We start from the raw sequence: 24,585 nt of genomic DNA, 5'->3' as shown, positions 1-24,585 counted from the left end.
GCCACATGGTAACCATCGTCGTTCATTGTCTCCATTGTGGGAGTGACGCGCTTGTGCGTAACGACTGGTCTCCCAATGGAAAGCAGAAATATCTCTGTCGGACGTGTCTGAGGCAGAGCCGGGAGAATCCAACACCACATGCCTATCCAAATGAACGCCGAGAAGAGATCCTATGAGCCTATGAAGAGCGCAGCAGCTTACGTGGCCTAGCAGTTTGTCGGAGAGAAGCAGGTACTCCTCGTGTAAATCCCAATATTCTGCTGGCGAAAATTGCACCATTACCCTGTGGGTGAGTTATCTCAGAAGTCCGGGAAGAAGCCTTTGAGACCAGGATAATTCTACAGATTCCGCCAGCAGAATGTTGAGATTTACAAATATACCTGGCAAGCGCATAACGGTACATTATTCTTCGTTCAGTGCCTGTGTATCATACTGCTGCTGAGCAGCAATGATATCCTTGACATTTACGTTGGACCATTCTCTGATCGGCGCAATCAATTCACGCAGACTTCTCCCCAGAGGGGTTAAGGCATACTCGACACGTGGAGGCACTTCAGCATACACAGTGCGTTGCACCAGTCCATCGCGCTCCAGACGACGCAGGGTCTGCGTCAGCATTTTTTGTGAAATCCCCCCGATCTGTCGATGGAGCGCAGTAAAACGCATCGTTTGTCTTCCAAGGAGTCCAACAATGAGCGCGGCCCACTTATCAACAAGCACATTGAGAACATGCCGCGTAGGACAGTTCGTATCATACACATTTCCGGAACAAGGAAGCATTTCTCCCAAAGAACAACCTCTCTTTTCATACATCTTACGCTTTCAGTCCCTGATTGCAAACAGCAGACAGCGTTCCGTTAAGGAGACTCCTTACTTTCCAGTAAGTATGCCACTTTTGAGTGCCATCTTGTGAGAAGAATGGAATCACCTTATAGTAACACAGAGAGGTCGCACCGTTCACGCGCCTCTTGAGACGAAACAACACCATTTTTTTCCTGAAGAACATTTCGATAGAAACAAAAAGGATCATTCTTATGTATGCTCTCACCGGTGCAAATGGGCATCTTGGTCGCCTTGTGATCAAACATCTGCTTACCCAGGTTCCCGCCAATCAGATCATCGCCACCACGCGTGATCCACAAAAGCTCGCAGATATCGCGTCCCTTGGAGTCATCGTGCGCCGCGCAAACTTCTCCGATCCGACCACGCTCGCAGCCGCGTATCGAGGCGCAACCAGACTGCTCATTATCAGCACCTACGTGGTTGGCAAGAGTGTCGAACTGCATAAAGCAGCAATAGCAGGCGCAGTAGCGGCCGGAGTCAAACATATTGTCTATACCTCAACCCCACACGCCGACCCAAGCAGCGCGAATCCCCTCCTTGCTGATCATGGACGAACCGAGGTTGCTCTCGCTGCATCTGGCGTTCCATGGACAGCGCTACGCAACAGCTTTTACGCCGAAATACTCAAAGATTTCATCGATCTCCTGCTGGTCAAGAGGCAATTCCTCATTCCAGAAGGCTCGGCCAAACACAGTTGGATCTCCCGCGAAGATTGTGCACGTGCCGCCACCGGTGCACTCATAGGCAAACTGACAACCACGGGACCAGTTGATGTCACCGGACCAGAGGCTCTCAGCTTCGCGGATCTGGCATCACGCCTCTCCAGCCTCTCCAATCACCAGATAACAGCACACCCATTACCAGATCAAGAAATCATCGCCCAGGTCACTGCAAAAGGCGTACCAGCAGATGCAGCGAGATCCACGATGAGACTTATTAGCTGGGTCGCCCATGAATCGACAGAGACTCCAACAGATACGGTAGAACGGGCAAGTGGCACCAAACCCACCTCGATCGACACGATCTTGCGCACGCTGGTCACCGCCTGAATTGTAAATCTCAACATTCTGCTGGCGGAATCTGTAGAATTATCCTGGTCTCAAAGGCTTCTTCCCGGACTTCTGAGATAACTCACCCACAGGGTAATGGTACAATTTTCGCCAGCAGAATATTGGGATTTACACGAGGAGTACCTGCTTCTCTCCGACAAACTGCTAGGCAACGAAATAGGGAGAGGAAAAAGAAATTGGGATTGACCCGCTTTGGAAGTGGACCTGAAGTGAAAGGGAGAAGGACGAGTATCTCTTCTTTCGCAGAGGAACTACGAACAGCACAAAACCTTGATTGTTACATGCACGGGTGCCTGTTGTAGTCTGCTGGCAAATAGAGGTCCAGCAACCAGGGAGCACCCTCACCTGGCTTAGAGACCAGGGCTCTGCGGACTTGAACTCGCTCCATACCAGGCAGCAGAAAAGCAACTGTTTCAGACATAGCTCACCCTTTTTGTCGTAGAAGCATCATAGAAGTTAGTGATTATAGAGTCCCACCTCTACTCAGCGAAGTATCTGGTCGCAAGAGCCATCACCCAGGCTCGTTGCTCCTCGGTCTCCGGCACTGGGTAGCCTCTGACCCTGCTCAAGTGCTCGAATGCCTTCTCAGGAGACCAGTCAGCGAGCACGAGCAGACTTGCCGCCATCAAAGCGGCCCGTCCAAGCCCTTGCCGACAGTGGAGAGCGATGTGCTTGCCCTGCATGCGCTGTTCATCAAGCTGTTGTAAGAGTGCCAGGGTGCGATCGTTGAGAGGTGGCACGCTACGATCGATGATGGGGAAGGAAAAGAAGGATATGTCCTGGGTCTGGCAGCATGCAGCTTCCTCCGCAAGCTCGAACGCATCGACCTCCAAGGGCGTGAGCAGGGAGACCAGGACATGGACGCCTGCCTCGCGTAGGGCGGTAATTTCATCCATCAGCCAGTCGCCACCGCGTGGACGGGCCATAGTGCTGATGCACCCGGCAGACAGTTCATGAAGAGAAGACAATTGTGCGCGCATGCTGGATCTCCCTCTCAGATGAGACGTGATAGAAGCTTATGACGAACTGTTTGGATTCCCCCACCGTTTCTCGCGTGCTCGCTGCTGACGAGCCTCGCGCCGTCGATGAAGGCGCTTCAGCTTTTTTCGGCTATCAAGCACCTCTCTGCGAATCCGTCCGTGACGATCAAAGCGGCGATACGCGATGTCTCTGTCGTCCCATGAACCAGCAAAGAGTGTCTGGTCGGGACGCTTCATGTGCGGATGTGGAGAATACTGTGCGTCATTCCAGGTTCGTCTATCGACCTTGGCTCCATACCATTCGCGAATCATGCCGACGCTATGGATACGGCGAAAGTAACAGGGAAGATACGGAAATTGCAAGTAGGCATCCTCCTTAGCACGAAACATTCGTGCTAAGGAGGATGCCTACTTGCAATTATAGGGGCCTTCTTTCTGCTGCGAGGAGTGCTCTTCCTTAGTACAGACAATCATAAATTCACTCCGAGATTGACGGAAAGCAGAAAGTGAGGTAGATTGGGCTTGGGATGAAGAAAGCATGAGAGGTCCCAAGCCAAGCCATAGGATTGAATTGAGCCGGGAGGAGGAAGAGCAGCTTCGTCACCAGGCCCGAGCCCATAAGACAGGGCAGGCTCTGCTAATGCGCGTGCGCATTGTGCTTCTGGCTCATGATTACCCAGAGTGGAGCAATCAACAGATTGCCCATCAAGTGGGAACCAGCGATCGGCAAGTGCGCAAATGGAGAGTCCGCTGGGTTGAGAGTCGAAGTCTCGCTGACGCTCCCCGATCAGGAGCACCGAGGCGTTTTTCCCTCTGAAACGCGTGCGCAAGTAACAGCCCAGGCGTGTAGCTTGCCACGAACGCAGGGAGTGCCGCTGGCGCGCTGGAGTCGGAGCGAGTTGGCGCGTCTGGTTGCCAGTGCTCCTGAGTTGCCCTCTGTCTCGGTAAGCACGATTGGACGCTGGCTCAGAGAGGAGCGCATTCGACCATGGCGCTATCACTGTTGGCAACATATCCAGAACCCCGAGGTGTTTCTGCAGCGGGCGCGTCCCGTGCTGCAGTTCTACGCACAGGCAAAAGCTTTGCTTAAGAAAGGCGTCTGGCTGGTTTGCAGTGATGAGAAAACATCTCTTCAGGCATGAGAGGCCCAACAAGCCCCTCGACCAGCACGTGCAGGCTCGCCCGTGCTGCAGTCGCCTCGCTACATCCGACGGGGAGCACGACACTTGATGGCCAGACTCTCTGTTGCTGATGGGCACGTCTGCGGACGCTGTACGACCCGCAAACGCTTTCTGGATTTCCGCTCGTTCTTGCAGGAGGTCATTGTTCCAGAAGCCTTGCGCCGAGAGGTGAAAACGCTGATCTTGATCCTGGACAATGGCACCACCCATGCGCCTAAACAGTTGACACGCTGGCTTGAGGAGCAGACCGAAGCTTCTTCGGGTCGATTGAGCATTCAGGTGGCGTGGTTGCCTCCCAACGCCTCCTGGTTGGATCAAATTGAGATCTGGTTTAGTCTTCTGCAACGCAAACTCCTGCAACCGAACCATTTTCTCAGCACTGACCATTTGGAGCAGGCCATCTTGGATTTCATGGCCTACTACAACCAGACGGCCAAACCGATCAAGTGGTCTTACACTGTCGAAAAGCTTGAACGAAAACTCGGAGTAAACTAACGATTATCTGTACTTAGGCCATCAGGTCACCTTAGAGCCTCGGGAGATAGCTGGATGACTCTTGCCCTTCAGTACGGCCTCAGACTTTTTCACATCTCTTTAAACCCATGCGCGGCGTCAGGCGCGCCAGTGCGGACCGCTGTTGCACCTGGGGTAGCGCGTGCCCGCTGCACAGCAGGCACGCGCTACCCCAGGTGCAGAACCGCCTTGCCGGTGAACTGTCGTTGCAGCAAGCGTTGCGCGATATCAGCAACATCGTGCCAGGAAGCCTCAACCTCAATGGGCGTACGCAGCTTTTGCGCTGCCACCTGCTGCGCCAGCCAGGCCAGATCTTCAGCGGCTGCACGCTGGCGTAATTCTATATACATTCTCAGCCCGTAGAGGTTCACGCCCCCGGTAGCGTTGGCTTTGCTGAGATCAATGGTCACCTCTGGCGATACCGACCAGCCCAGCGAGACACAGGTTCCCCCTGGTGCTATCAATGTGAGTGCGCTCGCCAGAGCCTGTCCACCCAGCGACTCGATAACCAGGTGGTACGGGCCATAAGCACGCGCCGGCTCAAGATCGTCCCCCACGACCACCTCATCGGCTCCCGCCTCGCGAACGAGCCCCGCGTTGCGCGCCTGACGTGAAGTACCGACAACATAAGCACCGCTTTGCCGGGCTAGCTGGTGCGCGAAGAGCCCCACACCACCGGTGGAACCGGTAATCAGCACGCACTTGTTCAGTAAAAGTCCACCTTTCTCAAGGGCACGCAGCGCCGTGAGGCCTGCAACAGGCAGGGTCGCGGCCTGAGCAAACGTCACGCCATCAGGAAGCACAGCCAGCGCGTGCGTAGGAACCGCGACCTGCTCAGCCCAGGCGCCTGAAACAGGCATAGGCATGCCCACAACCCGGCTGCCGACCTGTGGTCCTGTCCCATCATCCGCCTGCTGGATCACCGTTCCAGCCAGATCCCAACCGGGCCGCCAGCCCGCTTCAGCCGTCATAGCGCGCATCACTTCACCGCGATTCAAAGAAACGGCCTCAACCTGAATAAGCGCCTGCCCGGGATCCGGCTCGGGCGCTGCAACCTCCCTGATGGCCAGCCGCCCCGCAACATCAGGATCAACAACGATTGCACGTATAGAACTCATGGAACTCTTCCCTTTCGTTTACAGACCATTCCGCCTGGTTTCAGACAGCGCCTGGGCGAAATAGCCTTCTACATAATACTATGCCGGCATATTAATAACAGAAAAAAAGAGGCTATGCGTGTTCATCTGCTGGCGAAAGCGAGCAGCGCGCGACATTGGCCGCCGCCTGATCGAGCAGGCGCTGAAAGAGCAACTGTTCAGCCTGACTCATCCCCTGCACCATGCAAGCATCGAGATCTTGCAAGATCTGCGCAGCTGGCTCCCCAAGAGCGCGCCCCTTTTCCGTCAGATACACCCGCGAGATGCGTGCATCCTCAGCATCCTCACGACGGATCAGCAGCCCCTCTTTCTCCATACGCTGCACCATCTTAGCCACCGTACCAATCTCGACCTTGAGCCGCGCTGCGAGCTGCGACTGCGAAAGGCCATCGTCCTCCAATAGGCGGAAAATGACATGCTCCTGACCCGTGTGCAGTCCGATCCGCTGACAACGTACGCCCGACTGCTGGCGGTGTGCCTTAGCAAGCCGGACTAGGGACATACTGATACTCCCTTGCAGATACGTTGCGATTGGTTCTTTCATAGACAACCCCTGTTTATTATTATGCCGTCTAATTAATAATAATAGGTGAGAGGAAGTGCTGTCAACCCCTCTCCGAATAAATCGGAGAGAGAAAACCTGCATTCAGATCAGTCAGATCAGTTTGAGAAGCTTTTCAGCGTTGCTGTGGGCGATTTTTTCTTTGTCAAAAGGACTGATCGGGGCATGTTCCAGAAATGCTTTCGCCTGTCCTGCATCCTGAAAGGGATAATCAACGGAATACAGAATGCGCTCAGCCCCCAGTACCTGCATGACCAGCAGGAAAGGAGGCAGCGTAAACATCCCGCTGGGGGTGACATACATCTGCTGAACAAAGTAGTCCATCACAGGCCGCTGCAACTGTCTGGCTATCTGGGTAAACACCTGGGCAAAGCGATCCAGATAGAAGGGGATCATTTCCCCCCAATGACCGAGCACAAGTTGTAGACTGGGATAGCGATCAAAAACTCCACCCAGAACCATGCGTAGCGCGTGAATGCCCGTGTCCAGGTGCCATCCCCAGCCAAAAGTCGCAAAGCTTGCGCTGACAGCAGGATCAAAGCCCGCATAATACGCATCCTGTACGGCGCGCGATGGAGGATCGGGATGTAAATAGAGAGGAACATCGAGCGCGCTAGCCGCTTCAAGAATGGGGCGAAACGAAGGATCATCCAGAAAGCGATTGTTGGTTTGCCCGTGAATCATCGCCCCTCTCAAACCAAGAACAGTGACCGCGCGCTCCAATTCGCGAGCCGCCGCTTCTGGATCAAGGGTGGGCAAGGTCGCAAAGCCAGCAAAACGATCGGGATGGCTCTGAACGGTCTCCGCAAGCTGATCATTGATAGCCCGCGCTAGCGCAATCGCCTCGGCCACCGGAATTCGCGAAATACCCGCCGAGGTATGAGAGAGGACCTGGACATTAATGCCTGCGGCATCCATCTCCGCCAGACGATGAGCTCCCAGATCTTCGAGTTGCCTTGTCGGTGGTTGATAGGCATGTTCACGGGAAGCAGGAAGAAATCTGGCCACCGCTTTTTTGATTTCAGCTATTTCAACATGCTCTTCTAGTGTAATGATCTTCATCTATCTTCTCCTTCTTAGTACAGAATTTCACAAATATGGAGCCGTGCGATTGCAAGTGCAAGGCTGCTTGAGAACCTCATAACTCGGAGCATATTTGTGATGCGCCGTACTTAGTATCCCATATTGGCAGGTAAACAATCTAGATGCAGGGAGTGTCTAGATTAGAAAAGTGATTAGCAAGCAAGGAGACAATCGTGCATACTGTATGGGCCTTTCCTGTTTTTGTGTGAGTATATTAGGAAGAAATGATGAGGTGCTTCATGTCGAACACTCCACAAAAACGGGGTAAGCTCAGACCCATCCTTCGTCAGTGCTTTGTCCATGCTTCCGGCTATCTTTCGTTCGCTATGCTGTGATCAATAATATATCCTCGGCTAGTATGGTGCTACTTGCTCTTTCCCACAACATCGGGATTCATACCCGTCGTTTGACCGATGAGTAAACGTGCAGGAAGAATGCGGCGCTCCGGCTTTAGTGGCGCTGTTCCTGCAATACATTGGAGCAGAAGAAGACCCGCCTCGCGCCCAAGTGCGTGGTAATCTTCAACAATGGTCGTAAGCGGTTTTTCTGGTGGCGAAAATTGTGCAAAGCCTCCCATACTTGCTACCGACACATCCTCCGGTACACGCTTCCCTACCAGGTAGAGCTTCCGTAGAGCGCTAAATGCAATGAAATCATTGAGGCAGATCATTGCAGTGAATGACACATTTCGCTGCAACAATTCTGCTACTCCAAGTTCTCCCCCATTGCTTTCCCCCGAACAAAATACGAGTAGATCGTCTCCTGCGGGTAAACCGCGACTCTGCAACTCGTCTCTCCATCCCTGCACGCGCAAAGGATTAGTTGTATTAGAGAGCCGACCACTTAATAAGGCAATCTGACAGTGCCCTAATTCGTCAACCAGATAGCTGACGAGTTGCCGCGTCGAGCCGTAAGCATCAGTGCCACAAAAATTAAAACCCTCTATTTCGCGATACAGGCTTACTAGCGGGAAGCCACTTTCTTGCAATACTCGCAGGTAGTCAACCTCCTCAGCAACAAGATTGACAGGTGTCACACACAGTCCATCAATACTGTATTGTCGCAGCATGTCAACGTGCCTTCTCTCCCTCTCCCTACTCTCATGTGAATTTGCTGCAATAAGACTGTATCCCGCATCTTCAACAGCGGATTCAATCCCTACAGCCATTTGCCCATAAGAAGGATAGGATAGGTCGCTGACGACTAGGCCCAGAATATAGGAATGTTTGCTCCTCAGGCTTGCCGCTAGACGGTTGTGTTGATATCCCAGTTTCTTGATCACGTCTCTCACACGTTTACGTGTCTCCTCTGCTACTTCCCCACTTCCCCGCAGTACTAAAGAGACTGTTGACCGGCTCACTCCCGCCTCGCGCGCTACATCTTCTATTGTTATGCGCATGTATCTCACTCTTTGCTTTCTTTTACTCACTGCTATGCGCAGCCTCTAATCCCCTTGACACTGTACCGCTTCTATATTAACATTAATATTAACGAATTAGAACGTTCTAGTAGAACGTTCTAGGAAATATTCTTGATGAAAAGGATAATTGTTCTGCTCGTGCGGGCGGCTGGTTTTATCTTCTGACCGCTGCATGGTATTGTACGCATCAGTGTGAGAGAAGGATTCTCTGGATATGCCAATCTATATTCCCCCGACCTCTTTACCGATTGAGAGGACAGGCGATCTTGTTATTGTAGGTGCTTCATTTGCAGGCTGTGCTCTTGCTCATGCTCTGGCTGGTGCTGGCTACGAGGTTGCGCTAGTCGAGTCTCGCACATATCCCGGCTACGAGACTACAGCTACACTTCGCCCCTGGCTAGATATTTCCCGTTCAGAGCCACCTCCCGTTGTCCAACCTTGGCTTACAGAAGCCTCTATTTCTTCTTCTTCTGATGAAATAGCCCTTCATCCAGATAAACTGAAACGTGGACTTGAGGACGTTCTGCTTGGTGCAGGAGTCCACCTTTATTATGCCAGCCAACTCTGTGGCACTGTTTTTGATGATGAGCAGCAACTACGTGGTGTTGTGGTGGGCAATAAGTCCGGCCGTCAGATTCTTCTGGGACGTGCTTTCGTCGATGCGACGGAATGGGCTCTGCTTGCTCGACTCTGTCAACTCCCTTTATCTCATGATACGCTACCCACACCGGTGAGAGTACGCCGTACACTTGAGTTTACTCATGTTACAGGGAATCTTGCCAGAGAACTCTCAGTGCCGGAAGAGTTCTCTATGCTGAACAATCTTGTCCACGTTCACCGGGGAGGGTTAGGATCTCACCATTTCCTGCTTGAGTGTGTCTTCCAACTTGAGCTATCTTCGGCGGATCCACGGGGCCGCATGGCTCTGGAAATTGAGGCCCGTGTACGTATGACGGACCTGGCTGCTTACCTGCTATCGCAACACGTCGCTTTTCATGATGCACGCCTGGTTCAAACATCGTGGGAACTTTCCCTTCCCTCACCCTGGCATCTGACAGCATCGGAATCGCCGAGTACTTTGTTCACGCTGGAAGATAAGGCTGGCAAGCACACGATACCCTTTGCTGCGTTTACTTCCTCTGCTTACCACAATCTCTTTCTGCTTAACACGGCCGCTGCATTTTCTGAGAGAGATGATCGTTCTCTCCTTTTGGAACCACTGTCTGCTGCTCATATTGGGACCGCTCTGGCTCCGCTCGTAGAAAGAGCGATACAGATGACGTCGTTTCCTCTGGTTCATCATTGTCATGTTCGCTGTGGAGTGCCTGTTGAGGGGCATGCGGATCATACTGTAATGCTCTGGGAACCAGAGGCACCTCAGCGTGGACGATCCTATGCGCGTGTTCCTGAACCTGCGGAGGAGTTTCCTCTCCTTACCTCCGTCGATGTGCTGGTGGTTGGTGGTGGTACAAGTGGTGTACCAGCGGCTCTGGCGGCTGCGCAGGAAGGATTGAAGGTGGCAATTCTGGAGATGAATTCAGGCCTGGGTGGCACGGGGACGCTTGGTGGAGTTGATAGCTACTGGTATGGACGCCGCGTTGGCTTTACCAGCGTCGTTGATGCCCATTATGAGGATGAGGTTACTCGACTCGCACTACGACAAAATACACCAAAGTGGAACCTTGAGGCACGTATGCAGGCCTTACTGCGTTGGTCGACGGATGCTGGCATAGAGGTGTTTTTTCGCACAGTGGTGATAGGAGCTCTGAGGCAGGGAAATACCGTGTGTGGCGTGCTAGTTGCGACTCCTGACGGCCTCTTTGCGGTTCGCGCCAGGATTGTGATTGATGCTTCCGGTGATGGTGATGTGGCTGCCTTTGCGGGTGCACGCTTTACCTATGGTTCTGTACGTGATCGTCTGCCTTTGTGGTATTCGCTTGCTCAATTTGCTCAGCCCGGTCAGACACGTAATAATTTCACCAGTGCCGTTGATGTCTCGAATATAAACGATTATACGCGTGCTATTATAGCTGGCCGTCGCCGAGATCAATCCTATGATCATGGAGCTTATGTAGCTCCCCGCGAATCACGGCATATCGTTGGTGAGCTTACACATACTCTGACCGACCAGTTAACGTTGCGCCGTTTCCATGATGTCATTAATATTACGTTCAGCAATTATGATGTGAAAGGGAAAAGTGCTGCTGATTGGATATTGTGGGGATTGTTGCCACCGAATGTAGAGTCGGAGATTTCCTATCGAGCGTTGATCCCTGTCGGCCTAGACGGGATCCTGGTAGCGGGCAAGGCCCTCTCCTGTACGCATGATGCTCTCGCTGCGATTCGCATGCAGGCCGATATGCAAAATCTGGGTGCCGCGTGTGGTGTGGCAGCAGCGATCAGCATCCGTGACGACGTCGAGGTGCGGAATGTTGATGTCAGCAAGTTACAGAGGCGGCTGGTGGAGTATGGGATTCTTCCCTCTGAGGTCCTCGACCGCGATCTTTCTTCTAAGCCGTTGTCAGATGCTGAAATGGTGTCACTGGTCGCGAATTTGACGGGTTTTGAGCCCTTTTATATTGATATGGGATTCGATGATGTGCAGCATGAGCCTATGACGCTTGTGCAGATCTGCACTGCTGGCCCGTCGATTGTCCCGTTGCTTACAGAAGCCTATTTGTCCTCGGTAGGAGAACGGCAACTCCTTCTGGCCCGTCTATTGGCATGGTATGGTTCTTCGGTTGGCGTTTCCTGCCTCATTAATGCTATCGAGGAGGAGTTGGCAGGTGAGCACTTGCCCGCTCGAACAAAGAAAATTCGCCATGCTGGTTTCCCACCTGATCAAGGAGCCATGCCAGAGATTTGCTACTTGCTCTTCACACTTGGTATGACACGTGATGAGCGCGTGCTTCCTGTCCTTGAGCATGTAGTTTCTCTGTTGGAACCGACGGCTGAGAATTTTCGGGATCGTTTCAAAGGCACTTTTTATTATGTGGATGCTGTCTGCACAGTCGCAGAGCGGCTGGGAAGTCCAGCCGCGATGCCGATTCTGTTAGCACTGCATGATAAGGAAGGGTTACATGGTTTACATACCACCAGGTACCAGACCGATTATTTTGATGAGCGGATCGCCTATCTTGAAGTAGAGATTGCATGCGCCCTAGCTCGCTGCGGATCAACGGAAGGGGCACGTATTCTGATTGATTACCTGGATGATGTACGCAGCGTGCTGGCCGAGCATGCAGAGGATGAACTGATGGCGGTGAGCGGCCAGAGTTGGGGAAAAGACAAGGCCTCCTGGTATACCTGGCTAGAGACATATGGTCATACATTGCGCCCTCTTCCCTGGCTACAGAGAATAGATTAATCCCGGTTGCATTGCTCTTTACGTTTGCTATGGATGCAGACGAGCACAAAGGTTTTTGCCTTGTAGATGTATATCGATGGAGATTTACTATGAATAATCAAACAAGGATGAGCCGCCGTGACGTGCTCAAGCTCGGAATGGTTACCGCTGCTACTGCTAGCCTCACACTAGCGGGCTGTGGTAGTTCTACTGATGCAGCAACGCCTTCTGGCACACTCTCAATCATGACCTGGGGATCGGATAAACGCCTGAAGCAAAGTTTTCAGGCTGTTTCCTCCACCTATCCCAAAGATTTTAGCGGTATTAAGCTCAATGTAATTGTAGCTGGTAGCGGAGATGCTGATGTGACCCAGGCCTTTCGTCTGGCCTTGGCTGCGCATAAAAATATCCCCGATATTGTGCGGCTCAATTATACGGAACTAATTGAATTTGCGCAGGCTGGTGTGATTGACGATCTTTCAGACCTGATCAATCCTGTGAAAGATGATCTCTATATTGGTGCGCAAAAACTGGCGACCTATCAGGGAAAATTTGTAGCTGTTCCCGAGCAGGTCAAGAGTAAGATGTTTTATTATCGCACCGATCTCTTTGAGCAGGCCCATCTTACTCCGGACGATCTAGCTACCGTTGATGGTCTCATCGCCGCAGGCCAGAAATTCCATGCTCGCAATGCTCAGGCTTTCATGCTCAACATGGGTCCCCAGCCTTCTGGCGCCTGGATTGGTGAAATCATGTCAGCCTACCCCAACCCTCGTACTGCTGATTCCTCTGGTCACTATATTGTTTCGTCGAATCCTGCTTTTGCTGATGCCTTCACCTTTGTCAAGCGTCTTCATGATTCGGGCATTACTTTACCTGTTGATGATTTTTCGCCCGACTGGGGTCCCGCCTTTAAGAATCAACGTATCGGGGCTGCTCTGCATGCTAATTGGCTAAAGCTCTTTCTCCCCGGATACGCTACCTCTATACAGGCAGGGAAATGGAAAGTTCTCCCCGCCTGGCCTGCCCTCTCGCCTCTTGCTACTCAGGCGTATGGATCTGAGTCTGCTGGTTCTGTCTTTTTTATCCCTCAGGAGGCGAAAAATAAGGATCTTGCCCGCCTATTCCTGAATAAGCTCGTCTTGGACAAGAAGGGATCTCTTGCTCAGTTTAAAGCTAATAGCCTGACTCCTTTGCTTCGTAGCGTCCAGCCTGCTCTGCTTGATTATGTCAATACAGCGTCTAAACCCTCCAGTATGACTGATGAACTGTGGGCTCAGCAGCCGCAAAACTTCTTTGGTAAAGACTTCTATCCAGCAGAGTTTGCTAGCTATGATCATGTAAAGATCTTTGATTATGATCCTGCTGCAACCAAGGAGTTTGCTATTCTGAATCAATGGCTTATTCAAGTGGTCCAGGGAAAGAGTGATGTGACGGCTGCTCTCGCCGGAGCACAGCACGATTTGGAAACGCAGATTGGCAATCCGTATAAGTCTTGACTCGCCTTGTCTCTTGTTGTACTACAGATAAAAACGAGCTAGCTATTATAATGACGATATTGTGCCGGCTCTCCCTGGTGTGCATCAGTGTTGTGTTAACGTTGCGCAACAATGGTGTACACCAGGGAGAGCTGTGCCTGGAACTCATGTAGAAAGGCCTTATGATGAGTATGCAACAATTCTTCGCCCATAGCGCGCATCAAGAGCTAAACAGTTCAAGAGCGAAAGGAATGAGGAAGCGAGCCAGCAAATACGAGGCCCTACTTGCATATCTGTTCATTTCTCCATTTATATTGATATACCTCGTTTTTCAGATTGGTCCGGATATCTATGCACTCATTTTGAGTTTCTTTCGTTACAAAGGGTATGGCTCGGCGATTCCGGTAGGTTTTGAAAACTATCTGACTATTCTTCAATATCACGTGTTCTGGACAGAACTGGGCAATACGCTCTTTTACTGGATTGCGCATGCCATTCCATTAATTCCCCTATCATTTCTTTTAGCGTTGCTCGTTCGATCTAAACTCATCCGTGGCAAAAGTTTCTGGAAGCCTGTTATCTTCTTGCCCCAGGTGATCGCTATTGTCGCAGCCTCTCTGGTCTTTCAGACGCTCTTTAGCACCGAGTATGGTATCGTTAATCAACTCTTGCATACCCATATTCCCTGGCTGCAGGACTATACTCTCGCACGCTGGATCGTTGTGATCTTGCTCATATGGCGTGGTCTTGGCTTCTGGTTTGTTGTCTTCCTGGCCGGGCTTACTTCCGTTGATCCTTCGCTAGAGGAGGCTGCGACGGTCGATGGCGCCTCAGCCTGGCAGCGTATTCGCTTTATACTCTTACCTCTGATGAGTAATGTCTTTCTCTTTGCCTTTGTCATCGATGCTATCGGTTCTATACGCCTCTATGCTGAACCCAATGTCCTGGTGAGTGGCGCTACCCCAGTGGCTCCCAGCGTTGCGCCGATGCTCAATCTGTTGGTCACCAATTTGCAAAATGGTGATTTCGGGCAAAGTGCTGCAGTTGGTTGGCTGCTGTTCATTCTGACGATATTTGCTGCTGCCTTACAATTCGCTCTCTTCCGCAATAGGAGCAGCGATTGATAATCCATGAACTATGGTATCAAAAGAGTGTCTTTCTTAGAGGAAAGAATATGGAAGGAGCGCAATATGCCACGACCTAAAACAGGAGATCATGATTCTTACGCAAATCGGCAGTTTCACGAGCGCAAACGGCGTTTTCAGCGCCTGGTTCTTCTCTTTTTAGCTTATGTGGTGCTAGCGTTGGTAGCTTGTATGTCACTCTATCCGCTGGTCATGATGATCATCAACTCGTTCAAGAGCAATGCGGAAATTATGCTGAATCCTGGCGGCTGGCCCCAGCACTGGACATTAGAAGATTATACACAACTTCCCACAACGCAAGGTAACCAGTTGCTCAATTTCTTCAATTCCATCGTTGTTGCGTCGATCACGACGGTTATTGCTGTATTTATCGTGGGATTGGCCGCATATGCTTTTACAAAGATGCGCTTCCCTGGCAGAAATACCCTCTTTTTCTTCTTGTTAGCAACCATTATGGTACCAGGAGAGATTCGGCTATCTTCTCTTTTCCTGATGTTCTCTCGTATCGATTGGATCGACACCTATCAGGTGCAGATTGTCCCTTTTATTGCCCCCGTTTTCGGTCTGTTTATGATTCGACAGTATATGCTGACTATCCCGGACTCGTTCATCGAGGCGGCTCGAATTGATGGTGGCAATCATTGGCGTATCTTCTGGCATATTATTGTACCGGTCTCATCTCCTATGCTGTCGGCATTCGCTATTTTGCACTTTCTTAATATGTGGAACAGCTATCTCTGGCCGCAGGTTATGGCAAACGACCAGAGCGTTGCACCACTGATGGTCACATTACCCAGTTTACGTGATCCCGCACTTGGGTATGTTCCTACCTATGGTATTATTATGGCCGGTTGCGTACTGGCAACAATTCCCATACTACTTGTGTTCTTACGTTTCCAGGATAAATTTATCTCTGGTGTCACAATGGGAGCCACAAAAGAGTGAACTCCATATTGAGCAGAGCTATCAGACGAACCTTCACCTATAGTAGCCCGCATATTCATGCTGAATTGCGGGCCCAGGAAGGTATTTGTACGAAAAACGGATCATGCGTCTGATGCGGGAGCAGGGTATCAATGCAGTGCTCAGGTCGCAGTGCGTGAGACCTGCCGAGAGCCAGCATCGTGATCCTGTTACCAGTTGCGACTTGCCATCAGGTTGAACACTCATGAACGTTTGACAGAACGACGAGCATTTTGTTATGCTTTTCGTCTCTTCCCGTAACGACGACGAACTAGAGGAAGGAGTCTCCCTGTCTATGATTGCTTCCCCCGAATAGACTACGCCTGTATGGTTGACTGGTGTGTTGCGCGAGGCAGGTGCCTTACCGTGTGGTGAGGTGCAGGCGTTTGATCTGCAGCCGACTGGTGCTTTTAACTCTGCCACGATGCCTTTGCTAATAACCTATATCCCAGACACGCCGGAGACAGCGCCGCGCTCCCTGATCCTCAAATGCATCAATGGCACCGAGTGGGGCAATCAGGCCAACCGCGATGAAGGCTTTTGGCTGTTTGTGAAAGTGACCTCTCACAAACAGAAGAATCTGTTCTTTACTGTCCCTTCGCGAAAGATTTCTCCTGGACGAGCAGGATGACTCCCATTACTGCGAGTGTCCGGTATCTGCTTTGCTAGACAGCGAAATAGGAAGCGGGAAGTGATATCAGGTTGCTTTAAAGATCTCCATTGTTACACGTACGGGTGAAGCTTGGGAGCGGCAGGAATCATTATTGATCTATCCAGAAAGAAGCTGTGAGCAATTGTACGGTGGTTTCCTCCAAGGAGGCTTGATGTGATGCTTCAAAAAGAGGATGCGCGTGTTAATTCCAACCCATGGCCTGAGAGGCGATTTGCATGCATCCTTCGCAGAAAAAGAGGCTGCGGAACCCATCGCCATATTCACGAAGTGGGGTGGCAACAGTACACACATGAAACATCAATTTTTTGCAGATTGAACAGCAAGGATTCTCATCTAGCCCAAGAGGGGGACCACCCACATCTCCATGAACGCCCTTCGTCAACTGGGTATGGCCATTGCAATACACTAATTGGTCATCATATGGCAAGAGGAGAAGCTCTCCTCTTGCCATATGATGGTCAATCGCCTGCTTTTGGAGTTGCTCGAGCATCTCGAAATCTTGATCTTCGGATACTTGTAGATGTGCCTGCGTATAGAGATTCTGCTGTGAAATAGTGCAGAAGAGCGTCCATCCGCCATGTTGCGGCGGACTTACCAGGTGAATGCGCGAAAAAGATGTGGGGGGAAGACCATCAATCCGAGCAAGGTCGAGCGTCAAATAATGCCATGTGATCATGCTTGACGCTGGCTCCCCAGCGATGAAAGATACGGGAAGCCCTACAGGATGGGGTCGCTTCACAAGCTCCTGAAGAGGAAGGGTGGTGTCAACTGGCTGGAAACGTACTGCGTTACGGTGCCGAGTAAAACGAGGTTCAGCACGCTTTCCCTTTCCCGGGAGCCAGAACCCCAGATCTCTGAACACGTTCTGCTTGTGTGTTCTTTCGGCATATTCTGCCATCGCAGCCAGGGCTGTTGGCGTTCCGATGGCAGCAAGCATCGCCTCAAGAATGGATGGGGAACAGTCCTGGTTAGCACGAAAGAGCCTCTGTAGTAACTGCTCGACACAGCTATCAGGGGCATCGTGGAGGAGATAGAGCCAGGTTGAAAACGAAAAGCGGAAAAAGGTGAGTTGCTCGCCGGGAAGGTTGACTACTTCCTGTTGCAGTGGACGAAAATGCTGTGGGCAAATGGCTCCAATGTAATAGAAATGGTCCTCAATATCAGCGCGATAGCGATCTCTTGTGAGGAAACCAGATGTCTGAGAGAGCGCGAGAGCTTTTTTAAATAATGCGCAAACATCAGCCTCGGTTTCGACAGGCATAAGGAGTTTTCCGCCATTGGACTGTAGGGGCATACCTCACCTCGTTCCATCCTTAGAAACTTTTCTTTGACTGTATCGTATCTAGGCCGACAACGAGTCGAACGTTGCCTACGAGAGCTTCCTTACACACAGCTATTACTGAAAAAGCGCTTTGTACTTAACAGGTGACATGGAACAGACCGATGACTGTGCCGGTGGCCTCATTCCAGGTTTGGATTGCCTGGGGTGTGGGTAACAAATCCACCTGGCATTGTTTTTGCTGGAAATACTCAGTTGCCTCATCAGAAAGTCTGACATTGCCAAACTGTCCCGTGCCAATGATGAGCCGTTTCGTCCCTTCTTCATAGATGTATTTCGCCTCGTCTTGAGAAAGTATGTGCGATGTACCATAGAGGGCCTTAGATAATTTTTTCTTCCGCTTTTTTACCTGGCCACTCTGCCTGATCATCACATCGTGCGCGAAGACGGTTCCTTCAATGGTAATTGAGCCAAAGATAGTCTGATCAATGCTGGGTTTCATCTTGTTACTCCTCCACATCTATGTGGCATGCCAATGTGGGCTCGTTCAAGAAAAAGTGCTCTGTGGACAAAAAGCTTTGGCCATAGTATATATCACTAAGCAAAGGCGTGGCTGAGAGGCAGAGCCGCCTACCTATTCTCTTGCTCATCTGTAATTGACCCGATTGGGAAGAATACCTGAAGTAAAGGGGAAGGAAGAGCATCTCTGCTCAGAACGAAGGCACTTTACAGTGGGTGGCCTTGTTGCATGCTTGGTACGCGTATTATCAGCACAGCCAGATCCTGGCGTCATTGCTCGCCCGGGATTTCAAGGCAGGCTCGACCAGCGAAGACGAAAATGGGACTTTGTCAGGCCTCTACACTGCCTTGCCAGATGCCCTGGCAGCTATACAGAAAGGCGACTTCAGACAGCAGCTGGGCAAGGCCCTTTCCTACCGGGTTGTAATTGTCCCGGTTTGGATGACTCAATAAACTGTGGCTCAACCCACGGGATACGCAACGAGCTGACAGCAAGCTAGCAGCATAAAAAGAAAAGAGACATCTAATGAGAGGGAAACAAACCATACTCTCACAAGGAGGTCTCTCTGAGTATGATACCCAACCCGAGCATAGAGGTCCAAACCTCTCCCGTAGATCGTCCCTCGGTGCCAGCGTGGTTCGCCGAAGTCGTCATCCTGTCCCAGCACCTCACAACGAAAGGGATTCTAGAAGCCTTCGCCCATCAAGTCCAATTGGTGCGCGGACGCTTCGGCAGCTATGAACCAATTGATTTTCTCGCGCTCCTGTTCGGGTACGCGATGAGTGGAGAACGAACGTTATCGGCTTTCTTTGAGCGAGTCACCCCCTTTGGGTCAGCCTTCATGGCCCTGTTTGAGCGTGCGAACCTTCCCCATCGTGCCACGCTCAGCCGTTTTCTGGCGAGTGTCGATCGTCCCTGCTTGGAAGTGTTTCGCCAGCTCTTCGAGCAATACGGCTTCACTGAAGGGTGGACCTCGGAGACGATCGGCGGTATTTGGGATCGACAGAGCCGCCGCTACATCGTCTTTGATGTCGATGCGACACGTCAGGCAGCACGGCAGCGAGCGTTGCCCTGTGATCCAAGCTTGCCTCCCCCTCGACGCCGACTCGATGCGGTCTGCGCGCCAGGCTACACCGGACGAAAACGAGGTGAGGTCGTCCGCACACGCACCGTCGCGCTTCAGATGCATACTCGTCAATGGATCGGCACCTTTGCAGGCCGGGGCAATGGTGACTATCAAGCAGAGCTCGCTTCAGCGCTTCGGGCCATCACAACCTACCTGGAGCTCTTTGCGCTCACTGCACAGGTAGCTCTTGTTCGCCTCGACGGGCAATATGGGGATACAGTAGCCATTGCACAACTGATTGCAGCAGGCGTCCATCTGGTGACACGAGCGAGAGGGTATCGCGTCCTGGAGCACCCTCAGATCCAGCGCGTGCTCGCTCACCTACCAACCGCGAGGGTGACCAGAGTGAACAGTGATGAGGAGGTCGAGTTGTTTGATGGAGGCTGGTTGTCATTGGATGAGGGGGTACCTCAAACCCGCATCATTGTGGCTCGGCATCGTGCCCCCGCACCAGGCAAGAGGGTGTCGGTGGGCAAGTGCATCGGTGAGTGGGTGTATGAGGTCTTCATCACAACCCTGCCCATCGATGGATTCCTCGTCGCGCGATGTGCTCGATCTCTATCATGGGCGGGGAGCCTTTGAAGCGGTACTTGCGGATGAAGATGTCGAAGAAGATCCCGACCGCTGGTGTTCGTACACCGAGTGTGGACAAGAACTCTGGCAGATTGCGTGTCAATGGGTGTGGAACCTCCGGCTCTCACTTGGACAGGCTATGCAAAAAGCTGAGCTACGCGAGATCGAGTGGGCATCTCCGAAAAAGACACCTCCTGTGCTTCTCACCATTGAAGAACCAGTTGAGGAGTATGGGCCGTGGGAGTGGGCCGCAGCATTCGGACGAGCCACTGGACGCTTCGGGGCTGATGCCTTTACGTTACAAGAGGATGGCAAGCTTCGCTGTCCAGCGGGAGCAAGCTTGTGGTTGAGCGAAGTGCGCCAAGAAAATGCGTTCACTCAGCGTGCCGTCTATCTCGCGTATCAGACCGACTGTCAGCGCTGTTCTCTGCGAGAACAATGCCTGGCGAAAGGTGCCAAAGGCAATCGTGCTCGACGGGTCAGCGCTGTCCGTCGCCTCTTGCCCCCACCTGCTTTGGCTGCGTGTGAGCAAACGCCTGTCCTTCTCGGACCAATACGATGGGTGGATGTCGCAGGTCGAGCGCTTCGCCGCACCTGGACGACCCATTGGCGTCGTCAACACACCGAGATCATCGCGCTTGTTGAGTGTCCTGAGAAGGTTTTCCCACCACCACGTCCCCCTCGTGAAGTGCGTTCGCATTACCGCTGGAGGTGGTCCGACCGGCTCGCCTGTAATGCCTGGTGGGGACCACCGCAACGGCGTGTTTCCGTGGCAGGCGTCCCCACCTTTCTCGCTATCAAGTAATACAGGAGGAACTGGCGAACAAACAGGCGATTTGAGCGAGGTGTCATTGCTCCTCTGAGCTTGTCATGAGGGCCGAGAGTCCCTGTCTGCTTTCAACAATCTCTTCCATTCCTTCATTGCTCGTTTGCTGCAAGCTCGTTGCGTATCCCGTGGGCTCAAACGCACTTTTGAGAGGCTAAGAGTTCATTGACGAACCAGAAGCGTTAGCTTAGAATGAGGCGATAAGAGCTCACAAGGGGCTACATCTATGCCAGGGAAGCGAGAAGGATATGGAGCAACCAGCGAAAGAACAGACAATCGAAAGTCTTATCAACGCATTAAGTGCTCAGGTGTGGCGGACTCGGACCGAAGCTGCGGACGCATTGATCCAGCTCGGTAAGCCAGCGGTCTTGCCACTCATAGATGCGATCTGCAACGCACGGTTCGGTTACCACTACTTGCCTGAGGCTGTGCGAGCCCTGGGCGGTATTGGTGATCCACGGGCTATCAATCTGCTGATTGATATTCTCGCTAGCGACCATGTTCACGCCGCTCAAGAAGCAGCCAAAGCACTTGGTCACATTGGTGATCCACGGGCCATTGAGCCACTTATCAATGTCTTTCGACATGACTGGAATGACACAGAAACGTTTACGGCGTGGCAAAAGGCATCAGCTGCCCTGGCTGCCATCGGAGAGCCATCTCTTGGTGCTCTCCTAAACGCACTCTCGGATGAAGATGACACTGTACGGCAAGGAGTTATTGAGGCATTAGGAACGCTGCGTGACCCACGAGCCGTTGATCCTCTTATCAAGGCTTTACAAGATGAAACAAGCATCGTTCGAGGACGTGCAGCAGCAGCTTTGGCACAGATTGGTGACGAACATGCCATTGGGCCACTTACCGCTCTGCTCGCCGATGCAGAATGGTCTGTCCGAGTTCGTGCCATCTCTGCCTTAGGTCAGCTAGGCGGCCAATCGGTATTTGCTCTCCTTGTCGATGCCCTTAAGGATCAAGAGCCCAGAGTACGCAATGCGATTGTACTTGTTTTGGGAAAGCTACAAGACGAACGCCTTTTTGATATACTGCTTGACGTGTTGAGTGATCCAGATGGTCGCGTTCGTGCTGCTGCCGCCAGTATGTTAGGCCAACGTGGCGATGAGCGCGCGTTACCTGCGTTGTGCTGGATACAGCAAAACGATACGGGGTATGCAGGTGCAAACAAAGTCAGTGCTTCTGCCGTAAGAGCCATTCAATCTATTCAAGAGCGTTGCCAAAAACGTTAACACAAAGTGCCTATGTGAGATTCAGGCGGCATGAATCACGCGCAAATGGAGTAAGTCAAACTTAGCTCGGCCATACATTTCACGCTTAACCAGCTTCAAACGGGTCACGTGGCCTTCGGTCTGCCCATTACTTTCTGCTCTCTTCCTCTCCTTGACCAACTCGTTGCACAACTCGTGGGAAGTAGCTCAGATTGATGCTTGTGTCGACCTGGTAGGCCTGAAGCTTCCAACAGAGTGGGAGGGAACGCGTCTTCATTTCCCACGCACTCAGGAAACGCCCTATAGGCGAATCTCAGAAAGATCAGGCAGTCTACAAGGGTCGCAAGTTGGAGACGGTCAACTTTAGCGGCCACGGTTGCCCCGTCAGCTGCAAAGTCTACAACAAGTCCAAAGAGATTAAGCACTCAGACAAAAAATGGTTTGAAATCGTCTGGGAGAAGCGTAGCTGGGAACCTGGTGAAGAGGTCTGGCGCGTGGAGTTCTCCCTGGAACGCGAAGTACTTAGAGAGATGGGCCTGGATGATGTCTATGACACACTACACAACGTCAAGCGGTTATGGGCCTACTGTACAGAAGAGTGGTTGCTCATGGTGCGACCAGGCCAGACGAAAAATAGAACGCGCTGGCCGACTCATCCCACCTGGGAAAAGATACAGCGGGCTTTTGATCGCTACGGCGATAGAGAGCTAAACCGGTTGGGGCCATTAGTGCGAGAGCCACGACAAGTGAAGAACAAGGAACGGGCGGAGGCCGCCATAGCTGGGTACATGACCACCTATGCCGCCTGGGATCAGGAGATGGCGGAAATACGGAGATGTGTATACCTCTTGTGGAGAGGTTTTTAATTGACTACTTCTCCACAAGCAGCACAAAAACGCGCTATAGGTGTGCGTAGTGGTTTGCTACATCGAGGGCAAGGTGCCCCATAGGTAGCGATGCGATGATGCAGAACAACGTTTGGGTGAATATCTTTCATACCAGTCATGCGCTCGTACTCTTTGCTCACAGGGAGAAAGTAATCTGGCAGTGGAAGATGTTCATGGCGAGAGAGTTCTTTTCTCTCCTTGCTGGCACGCAGGAAACATTCACCATACAACGTGTAAATCGTGTTGTATTCCTCCTCATCTAACATGAGAACTTCTTGTTGACAGCGCCAGCACCACATGTTTTTCATGCTGTGCTCCTTTCATCTCTTGCTCCTCCTAGTTTATCCGTTGTTGATTTCACTTACTAGCCCTTATAGCACCTGCTGTGAGGTTTTTTTGAGGTGAGATAATGGACCTCTCTATCCAGGATGAATAAATATATGGCTGGCCAGCGACAACCGACACGAGTTGTCGTCTCTGTGAGTGGTGGGAAGGACAGCATCGCCATGTTGCTTGAGGACCTGATGCACATAGGAGAACGAAGCGAGCGAGCATGAGAACACTCGCAGGCTTCATCGCATTGGTTCATAGTTGCTGCCGGTATTATGAAACATCACTTGAAGATTGCTGACGGTCACCACCAGGTCTGGGTGGTGCATATCACCTGAGAAGGTGAGTGTGACGGGCGCCAGATCGGCGCTAGGACCAACAAAGTGAGCCCGAGCAACATCCGCGCGTGCTGAGGATCTCCTCCCGCCATCAGTTTTGGCATCCCATCAATGGTGAGCAAATGGACAGGAGGGGAGAGCGGCATGGTCAGCGAGCGCATGGGTGGTATATTCTCAATCTTCTCCAAAGGGATCTCCCTTCATGTGAATTGACAGAGTTTCTGTCCTCCGGTTTCTTTATCAGCGAGTGATGAATGAAGATTGTAGGTAAATTCTGCGCTGTCGGTACAGGAGTTTTGCGCAATCACTTCGTCAAGGATGGTCTTAGACTTCTGGCATGCAAATTTCCTGGCAGCGGCGTTGGATGGCGGCATCCCGCTCAATATGTTGGCGATAGTGTTCCAGCGTGCAAGCACCTATCAATTGGATCTGGCGGCGTGCTAGCATCGGCTTCAACAATGGAGCCACATCAATCGGGTAGCGATCCCATTCGCCTCCAACGATGCGATGAAAATGATCGACCAACAACAGGAAAGAACCAGCAGCTTGATGCATTGCAGTGAAGAGCAACTGGAGTCGTTTCGTGGGGGTATCTTTTTCCTCCAGAGAGGGCTGACCGCGTAGCCGTTCCAGGAACGCCCTTTCTTCCGACCCCGGCTTTGCATGGATCAATGCATCGAAAGAGTATGATTTCACCACTCTGGGACGGAAAATATGCTCAGGGAGGCCAGCGAGCAACGCTTCGTAATCTAGCACAATCACCTGCTTGTCGGGTAAAGGATCAGGTGCATCGCCTATGGCCATCCGACGAGTTACTTCTATCAGGGCTGCCCACCGTCCGGCCTCATGAGAACCTAAGAGCACCGGATTGCACTTGTTCTCTCGCAGAAGAACCTGAAACAGTCTATTTATCACTGCATCTTGACCACTGAGAGGTGAGAAAGCGCCGAGTTTCGCAAGCTCAGTCAGGTTGTGTCCGTAGCGCTCCAATGGCGTAGAATCGTTGAGGATGGTTGACATGAGGTTTCTCCTTCGCTCGCGAAACAAATGGTTCTCATCTGACCTCGTC

25 protein-coding genes and 1 pseudogene are annotated in these 24,585 nt (G+C 51.8%); 14 read left to right on the top strand and 12 right to left on the bottom strand.

Annotation, left to right across the window (positions count from 1 at the left end):
* Nucleotides 1-5: 5 nt before the first annotated feature.
* On the top strand, nt 6-176 hold the full coding sequence (locus JMJ16_RS02030; RefSeq protein WP_201378015.1) for an IS1 family transposase: 171 nt from the start codon (nt 6-8) through the stop codon (nt 174-176).
* Nucleotides 177-402: 226 nt separating this feature from the next.
* On the opposite strand, the gene JMJ16_RS02025 is transcribed toward JMJ16_RS02030, so the two are convergent.
* Complete coding sequence (locus JMJ16_RS02025) at nt 403-780, bottom strand: helix-turn-helix domain-containing protein (RefSeq protein WP_236601529.1); 378 nt, start codon at nt 778-780, stop codon at nt 403-405.
* A 254-nt stretch (nt 781-1,034) separates the two neighbouring features.
* Between JMJ16_RS02025 and JMJ16_RS02020 the strand changes: the two genes are divergently transcribed.
* Nucleotides 1,035-1,892 (top strand): NAD(P)H-binding protein, encoded by an 858-nt coding sequence (locus JMJ16_RS02020; RefSeq protein WP_201378011.1) that lies wholly within the window; start codon nt 1,035-1,037, stop codon nt 1,890-1,892.
* A 500-nt stretch (nt 1,893-2,392) separates the two neighbouring features.
* Here JMJ16_RS02020 and JMJ16_RS02015 read toward each other — a convergent pair whose 3' ends face one another.
* Nucleotides 2,393-2,893, bottom strand: coding sequence for a protein-tyrosine phosphatase family protein (locus JMJ16_RS02015; protein WP_201377895.1), 501 nt, complete (start codon nt 2,891-2,893; stop codon nt 2,393-2,395).
* Nucleotides 2,894-2,929: 36 nt separating this feature from the next.
* Nucleotides 2,930-3,256, bottom strand: a complete 327-nt coding sequence (locus tag JMJ16_RS02010; protein WP_201378009.1) for a hypothetical protein — start codon at nt 3,254-3,256, stop codon at nt 2,930-2,932.
* A 175-nt stretch (nt 3,257-3,431) separates the two neighbouring features.
* Between JMJ16_RS02010 and JMJ16_RS56650 the strand changes: the two genes are divergently transcribed.
* The 3 genes and pseudogenes from JMJ16_RS56650 to JMJ16_RS01995 form a co-directional block, all read left to right on the top strand.
* On the top strand, nt 3,432-3,710 hold the full coding sequence (locus JMJ16_RS56650) for a helix-turn-helix domain-containing protein (RefSeq protein WP_201378007.1): 279 nt from the start codon (nt 3,432-3,434) through the stop codon (nt 3,708-3,710).
* Complete coding sequence (locus JMJ16_RS02000) at nt 3,649-4,035, top strand: hypothetical protein (RefSeq protein ID WP_201378006.1); 387 nt, start codon at nt 3,649-3,651, stop codon at nt 4,033-4,035. Before JMJ16_RS56650 ends, JMJ16_RS02000 begins: the two co-directional genes overlap by 62 nt.
* A gap of 21 nt (nt 4,036-4,056) precedes the next feature.
* Nucleotides 4,057-4,569 (top strand): annotated as a pseudogene (locus tag JMJ16_RS01995) (transposase); the annotation flags it as partial.
* A gap of 185 nt (nt 4,570-4,754) precedes the next feature.
* On the opposite strand, the gene JMJ16_RS01990 reads toward JMJ16_RS01995, so the two are convergent.
* The 4 genes from JMJ16_RS01990 to JMJ16_RS01975 all read right to left on the bottom strand — a co-directional run bounded on the left by JMJ16_RS01990 (nt 4,755) and on the right by JMJ16_RS01975 (nt 8,788).
* Complete coding sequence (locus JMJ16_RS01990; RefSeq protein WP_201378004.1) at nt 4,755-5,705, bottom strand: zinc-binding dehydrogenase; 951 nt, start codon at nt 5,703-5,705, stop codon at nt 4,755-4,757.
* 112 nt (nt 5,706-5,817) lie between these two features.
* On the bottom strand, nt 5,818-6,288 hold the full coding sequence (locus JMJ16_RS01985; RefSeq protein ID WP_201378003.1) for a MarR family winged helix-turn-helix transcriptional regulator: 471 nt from the start codon (nt 6,286-6,288) through the stop codon (nt 5,818-5,820).
* Nucleotides 6,289-6,399: 111 nt separating this feature from the next.
* Nucleotides 6,400-7,368 (bottom strand): amidohydrolase family protein, encoded by a 969-nt coding sequence (locus JMJ16_RS01980; protein WP_201378002.1) that lies wholly within the window; start codon nt 7,366-7,368, stop codon nt 6,400-6,402.
* Nucleotides 7,369-7,753: 385 nt separating this feature from the next.
* Complete coding sequence (locus JMJ16_RS01975; protein ID WP_201378001.1) at nt 7,754-8,788, bottom strand: LacI family DNA-binding transcriptional regulator; 1,035 nt, start codon at nt 8,786-8,788, stop codon at nt 7,754-7,756.
* Nucleotides 8,789-9,023: 235 nt separating this feature from the next.
* Between JMJ16_RS01975 and JMJ16_RS01970 the strand changes: the two genes are divergently transcribed.
* The 5 genes from JMJ16_RS01970 (at nt 9,024) to JMJ16_RS01950 (ending at nt 16,372) form a co-directional block, all read left to right on the top strand.
* The gene (locus JMJ16_RS01970; RefSeq protein ID WP_201377999.1) at nt 9,024-12,176 is read left to right on the top strand and encodes an FAD-dependent oxidoreductase; all 3,153 of its coding nucleotides are present in this window, start codon (nt 9,024-9,026) and stop codon (nt 12,174-12,176) included.
* A gap of 11 nt (nt 12,177-12,187) precedes the next feature.
* Entirely contained in the window at nt 12,188-13,654 is a 1,467-nt protein-coding gene (locus JMJ16_RS01965; protein ID WP_201377997.1) for an ABC transporter substrate-binding protein, read from the top strand.
* 230 nt (nt 13,655-13,884) lie between these two features.
* Nucleotides 13,885-14,757 carry a carbohydrate ABC transporter permease gene (locus JMJ16_RS01960; protein WP_201377994.1) on the top strand — a complete coding sequence of 291 codons (873 nt, stop codon included), beginning with the start codon at nt 13,885-13,887 and terminating at the stop codon, nt 14,755-14,757.
* A 66-nt stretch (nt 14,758-14,823) separates the two neighbouring features.
* Nucleotides 14,824-15,723 carry a carbohydrate ABC transporter permease gene (locus JMJ16_RS01955; protein ID WP_201377993.1) on the top strand — a complete coding sequence of 300 codons (900 nt, stop codon included), beginning with the start codon at nt 14,824-14,826 and terminating at the stop codon, nt 15,721-15,723.
* Nucleotides 15,724-16,081: 358 nt separating this feature from the next.
* Nucleotides 16,082-16,372 (top strand): hypothetical protein, encoded by a 291-nt coding sequence (locus tag JMJ16_RS01950; protein WP_201377992.1) that lies wholly within the window; start codon nt 16,082-16,084, stop codon nt 16,370-16,372.
* Nucleotides 16,373-16,595: 223 nt separating this feature from the next.
* On the opposite strand, the gene JMJ16_RS01945 is transcribed toward JMJ16_RS01950, so the two are convergent.
* Together JMJ16_RS01945 and JMJ16_RS01940 are read right to left on the bottom strand one after the other, a co-directional pair.
* Nucleotides 16,596-17,708 (bottom strand): hypothetical protein, encoded by a 1,113-nt coding sequence (locus JMJ16_RS01945; RefSeq protein ID WP_201377991.1) that lies wholly within the window; start codon nt 17,706-17,708, stop codon nt 16,596-16,598.
* 124 nt (nt 17,709-17,832) lie between these two features.
* Nucleotides 17,833-18,195: an Mth938-like domain-containing protein gene (locus JMJ16_RS01940; protein WP_201377989.1), complete on the bottom strand. Its 363-nt coding sequence runs from the start codon at nt 18,193-18,195 to the stop codon at nt 17,833-17,835.
* 589 nt (nt 18,196-18,784) lie between these two features.
* Between JMJ16_RS01940 and JMJ16_RS01935 the strand changes: the two genes are divergently transcribed.
* The 4 genes from JMJ16_RS01935 to JMJ16_RS01920 all read left to right on the top strand — a co-directional run bounded on the left by JMJ16_RS01935 (nt 18,785) and on the right by JMJ16_RS01920 (nt 22,827).
* On the top strand, nt 18,785-19,921 hold the full coding sequence (locus tag JMJ16_RS01935) for a hypothetical protein (RefSeq protein ID WP_236601126.1): 1,137 nt from the start codon (nt 18,785-18,787) through the stop codon (nt 19,919-19,921).
* Complete coding sequence (locus tag JMJ16_RS01930; protein WP_236601125.1) at nt 19,836-20,717, top strand: transposase; 882 nt, start codon at nt 19,836-19,838, stop codon at nt 20,715-20,717. Before JMJ16_RS01935 ends, JMJ16_RS01930 begins: the two co-directional genes overlap by 86 nt.
* A gap of 269 nt (nt 20,718-20,986) precedes the next feature.
* Nucleotides 20,987-21,982 (top strand): HEAT repeat domain-containing protein, encoded by a 996-nt coding sequence (locus JMJ16_RS01925; protein WP_201377987.1) that lies wholly within the window; start codon nt 20,987-20,989, stop codon nt 21,980-21,982.
* A gap of 326 nt (nt 21,983-22,308) precedes the next feature.
* Nucleotides 22,309-22,827, top strand: a complete 519-nt coding sequence (locus JMJ16_RS01920) for a hypothetical protein (RefSeq protein ID WP_201377986.1) — start codon at nt 22,309-22,311, stop codon at nt 22,825-22,827.
* On the opposite strand, the gene JMJ16_RS01915 is transcribed toward JMJ16_RS01920, so the two are convergent.
* The 3 genes from JMJ16_RS01915 to JMJ16_RS01905 all read right to left on the bottom strand — a co-directional run bounded on the left by JMJ16_RS01915 (nt 22,824) and on the right by JMJ16_RS01905 (nt 24,536).
* A complete protein-coding gene (locus JMJ16_RS01915; protein WP_201377985.1) occupies nt 22,824-23,156 on the bottom strand; it encodes a hypothetical protein in 333 nt (110 codons plus the stop codon). The two genes, JMJ16_RS01920 and JMJ16_RS01915, sit on opposite strands and share 4 nt — an antisense overlap.
* Before the next feature lie 326 nt (nt 23,157-23,482).
* A complete protein-coding gene (locus tag JMJ16_RS01910) occupies nt 23,483-23,704 on the bottom strand; it encodes a hypothetical protein (protein WP_201377984.1) in 222 nt (73 codons plus the stop codon).
* Nucleotides 23,705-23,840: 136 nt separating this feature from the next.
* The gene (locus tag JMJ16_RS01905; RefSeq protein WP_201377983.1) at nt 23,841-24,536 is read right to left on the bottom strand and encodes an ATP-dependent Clp protease ATP-binding subunit; all 696 of its coding nucleotides are present in this window, start codon (nt 24,534-24,536) and stop codon (nt 23,841-23,843) included.
* Between the last annotated feature and the right edge of the window lie 49 nt (nt 24,537-24,585).

The sequence above is a fragment of the Ktedonobacter sp. SOSP1-52 genome, from assembly GCF_016587395.1.
This window is presented reverse-complemented; position numbering and strand designations above follow the sequence as displayed.

Excerpts from the sequence above, each read along its gene's own strand:
- JMJ16_RS01935 (WP_236601126.1), top strand. The coding sequence starts at position 18,785 with ATGATACCCAACCCGAGCATAGAGGTCCAAACCTCTCCCGTAGATCGT.
- JMJ16_RS01905 (WP_201377983.1), bottom strand. The coding sequence starts at position 24,536 with ATGTCAACCATCCTCAACGATTCTACGCCATTGGAGCGCTACGGACAC.
- JMJ16_RS01955 (WP_201377993.1), top strand. The coding sequence starts at position 14,824 with ATGCCACGACCTAAAACAGGAGATCATGATTCTTACGCAAATCGGCAG.
- JMJ16_RS56650 (WP_201378007.1), top strand. The coding sequence starts at position 3,432 with ATGAGAGGTCCCAAGCCAAGCCATAGGATTGAATTGAGCCGGGAGGAG.
- JMJ16_RS02015 (WP_201377895.1), bottom strand. The coding sequence starts at position 2,893 with ATGCGCGCACAATTGTCTTCTCTTCATGAACTGTCTGCCGGGTGCATC.
- JMJ16_RS01945 (WP_201377991.1), bottom strand. The coding sequence starts at position 17,708 with ATGCCCCTACAGTCCAATGGCGGAAAACTCCTTATGCCTGTCGAAACC.
- JMJ16_RS01940 (WP_201377989.1), bottom strand. The coding sequence starts at position 18,195 with ATGAAACCCAGCATTGATCAGACTATCTTTGGCTCAATTACCATTGAA.
- JMJ16_RS01980 (WP_201378002.1), bottom strand. The coding sequence starts at position 7,368 with ATGAAGATCATTACACTAGAAGAGCATGTTGAAATAGCTGAAATCAAA.
- JMJ16_RS01975 (WP_201378001.1), bottom strand. The coding sequence starts at position 8,788 with ATGCGCATAACAATAGAAGATGTAGCGCGCGAGGCGGGAGTGAGCCGG.
- JMJ16_RS02020 (WP_201378011.1), top strand. The coding sequence starts at position 1,035 with ATGTATGCTCTCACCGGTGCAAATGGGCATCTTGGTCGCCTTGTGATC.
- JMJ16_RS01960 (WP_201377994.1), top strand. The coding sequence starts at position 13,885 with ATGAGGAAGCGAGCCAGCAAATACGAGGCCCTACTTGCATATCTGTTC.
- JMJ16_RS01990 (WP_201378004.1), bottom strand. The coding sequence starts at position 5,705 with ATGAGTTCTATACGTGCAATCGTTGTTGATCCTGATGTTGCGGGGCGG.
- JMJ16_RS01915 (WP_201377985.1), bottom strand. The coding sequence starts at position 23,156 with ATGAAAAACATGTGGTGCTGGCGCTGTCAACAAGAAGTTCTCATGTTA.
- JMJ16_RS01925 (WP_201377987.1), top strand. The coding sequence starts at position 20,987 with ATGGAGCAACCAGCGAAAGAACAGACAATCGAAAGTCTTATCAACGCA.
- JMJ16_RS01930 (WP_236601125.1), top strand. The coding sequence starts at position 19,836 with ATGAGGTCTTCATCACAACCCTGCCCATCGATGGATTCCTCGTCGCGC.
- JMJ16_RS01985 (WP_201378003.1), bottom strand. The coding sequence starts at position 6,288 with ATGAAAGAACCAATCGCAACGTATCTGCAAGGGAGTATCAGTATGTCC.
- JMJ16_RS01970 (WP_201377999.1), top strand. The coding sequence starts at position 9,024 with ATGCCAATCTATATTCCCCCGACCTCTTTACCGATTGAGAGGACAGGC.
- JMJ16_RS02030 (WP_201378015.1), top strand. The coding sequence starts at position 6 with ATGGTAACCATCGTCGTTCATTGTCTCCATTGTGGGAGTGACGCGCTT.
- JMJ16_RS02025 (WP_236601529.1), bottom strand. The coding sequence starts at position 780 with ATGCTTCCTTGTTCCGGAAATGTGTATGATACGAACTGTCCTACGCGG.